This is a genomic window from Streptomyces solicavernae (assembly GCF_029968095.1).
GTDB lineage: Bacteria > Actinomycetota > Actinomycetes > Streptomycetales > Streptomycetaceae > Streptomyces > Streptomyces solicavernae.
On record NZ_JASCIR010000077.1, the window covers coordinates 1 to 3,201 of the forward strand.

A 3,201-nucleotide genomic window follows, 5' to 3' on the forward strand; every position below is an offset into this window, starting at 1 on the left:
GGGTGATGGGTGGTTGGTCGTTGTTTGAGAACTGCACAGTGGACGCGAGCATCTGTGGCCAAGTTTTTAAGGGCGCACGGTGGATGCCTTGGCACCAGGAACCGATGAAGGACGTGGGAGGCCACGATAGTCCCCGGGGAGTCGTCAACCAGGCTTTGATCCGGGGGTTTCCGAATGGGGAAACCCGGCAGTCGTCATGGGCTGTCACCCGCTGCTGAACACATAGGCAGTGTGGAGGGAACGAGGGGAAGTGAAACATCTCAGTACCCTCAGGAAGAGAAAACAACCGTGATTCCGGGAGTAGTGGCGAGCGAAACCGGATGAGGCCAAACCGTATGCGTGTGAGACCCGGCAGGGGTTGCGCATGCGGGGTTGTGGGATCTCTCTTTCACAGTCTGCCGGCTGTGAGGCGAGTCAGAAACCGTTGATGTAGGCGAAGGACATGCGAAAGGTCCGGCGTAGAGGGTAAGACCCCCGTAGTCGAAACGTCAGCGGCTCGTTTGAGAGACACCCAAGTAGCACGGGGCCCGAGAAATCCCGTGTGAATCTGGCGGGACCACCCGCTAAGCCTAAATATTCCCTGGTGACCGATAGCGGATAGTACCGTGAGGGAATGGTGAAAAGTACCGCGGGAGCGGAGTGAAATAGTACCTGAAACCGTGTGCCTACAAGCCGTGGGAGCGTCGGATGCACTTTGGTGCATCTCGTGACTGCGTGCCTTTTGAAGAATGAGCCTGCGAGTTAGCGGTGTGTAGCGAGGTTAACCCGTGTGGGGAAGCCGTAGCGAAAGCGAGTCCGAACAGGGCGTTTGAGTTGCACGCTCTAGACCCGAAGCGGAGTGATCTAGCCATGGGCAGGTTGAAGCGGCTGTAAGAGGTCGTGGAGGACCGAACCCACCAGGGTTGAAAACCTGGGGGATGACCTGTGGTTAGGGGTGAAAGGCCAATCAAACTCCGTGATAGCTGGTTCTCCCCGAAATGCATTTAGGTGCAGCGTCGTGTGTTTCTTGCCGGAGGTAGAGCACTGGATAGGCGATGGGCCCTACCGGGTTACTGACCTTAGCCAAACTCCGAATGCCGGTAAGTGAGAGCGCGGCAGTGAGACTGTGGGGGATAAGCTCCATGGTCGAGAGGGAAACAGCCCAGAGCATCGACTAAGGCCCCTAAGCGTACGCTAAGTGGGAAAGGATGTGGAGTCGCAGAGACAACCAGGAGGTTGGCTTAGAAGCAGCCACCCTTGAAAGAGTGCGTAATAGCTCACTGGTCAAGTGATTCCGCGCCGACAATGTAGCGGGGCTCAAGCGTACCGCCGAAGTCGTGTCAATCCAGCAATACTCCTAACGGAGGCTGGGTTGGGTAGGGGAGCGTCGTGTGCCGGGTGAAGCAGCCGCGGAAGCGAGTTGTGGACGGTTCACGAGTGAGAATGCAGGCATGAGTAGCGATACACACGTGAGAAACGTGTGCGCCGATTGACTAAGGGTTCCTGGGTCAAGCTGATCTGCCCAGGGTAAGTCGGGACCTAAGGCGAGGCCGACAGGCGTAGTCGATGGACAACCGGTTGATATTCCGGTACCCGCTTTGAAGCGCCCAACATCGAGCCCATTAATGCTAAGGCCGTGAAACCGCCCGCCGCCGGCTTTGCCGTCGGTGGGAGTGGTGGAGCCGCTGACCCAAGGTGGTAGTAGGTGAGTGATGGGGTGACGCAGGAAGGTAGTCCAGCCCGGGCGGTGGTTGTCCCGGGGTAAGGGTGTAGGACGCAAGGTAGGCAAATCCGCCTTGCATACAGTCTGAGACCTGATGCCGAGCCGATTGTGGTGAAGTGGATGATCCTATGCTGTCGAGAAAAGCCTCTAGCGAGTTTCATGGCGGCCCGTACCCTAAACCGACTCAGGTGGTCAGGTAGAGAATACCGAGGCGTTCGGGTGAACTATGGTTAAGGAACTCGGCAAAATGCCCCCGTAACTTCGGGAGAAGGGGGGCCACACCCGGTGACCGGACTTGCTCCGTGAGCTGGGGGTGGCCGCAGAGACCAGCGAGAAGCGACTGTTTACTAAAAACACAGGTCCGTGCGAAGCCGTAAGGCGATGTATACGGACTGACGCCTGCCCGGTGCTGGAACGTTAAGGGGACCGGTTAGTGACCTTTCGGGGTTGCGAAGCTGAGAACTTAAGCGCCAGTAAACGGCGGTGGTAACTATAACCATCCTAAGGTAGCGAAATTCCTTGTCGGGTAAGTTCCGACCTGCACGAATGGCGTAACGACTTCTCGACTGTCTCAACCATAGGCCCGGTGAAATTGCACTACGAGTAAAGATGCTCGTTTCGCGCAGCAGGACGGAAAGACCCCGGGACCTTTACTACAGTTTGATATTGGTGTTCGGTTCGGCTTGTGTAGGATAGGTGGGAGACTTTGAAGCGGCCACGCCAGTGGTTGTGGAGTCGTCGTTGAAATACCACTCTGGTCGTGCTGGATGTCTAACCTGGGTCCGTGATCCGGATCAGGGACAGTGTCTGATGGGTAGTTTAACTGGGGCGGTTGCCTCCCAAAGGGTAACGGAGGCGCCCAAAGGTTCCCTCAGCCTGGTTGGCAATCAGGTGTTGAGTGTAAGTGCACAAGGGAGCTTGACTGTGAGACCGACGGGTCGAGCAGGGACGAAAGTCGGGACTAGTGATCCGGCGGTGGCTTGTGGAAGCGCCGTCGCTCAACGGATAAAAGGTACCCCGGGGATAACAGGCTGATCTTCCCCAAGAGTCCATATCGACGGGATGGTTTGGCACCTCGATGTCGGCTCGTCGCATCCTGGGGCTGGAGTCGGTCCCAAGGGTTGGGCTGTTCGCCCATTAAAGCGGTACGCGAGCTGGGTTTAGAACGTCGTGAGACAGTTCGGTCCCTATCCGCTGTGCGCGTAGGAGTCTTGAGAAGGGCTGTCCCTAGTACGAGAGGACCGGGACGGACGAACCTCTGGTGTGCCAGTTGTCCTGCCAAGGGCATGGCTGGTTGGCTACGTTCGGAAAGGATAACCGCTGAAAGCATCTAAGCGGGAAGCCTGCTTCGAGATGAGGACTCCCACCCCCTTTGAGGGGTTAAGGCTCCCAGTAGACGACTGGGTTGATAGGCCGGATGTGGAAGCACCGCGAGGTGTGGAGCTGACCGGTACTAATAGGCCGAGGGCTTGTCCTCAGTTGCTCGCGTCCACTGTGTT

Annotated in this window: 1 rRNA gene; it reads left to right on the forward strand. The window is 57.4% G+C overall.

Annotated features, from left to right (window positions below):
* Positions 1–56 precede the first annotated feature (56 nt).
* Positions 57–3,179: ribosomal RNA gene (locus QIS99_RS31920) — 23S ribosomal RNA — on the forward strand.
* Positions 3,180–3,201 lie beyond the last annotated feature (22 nt).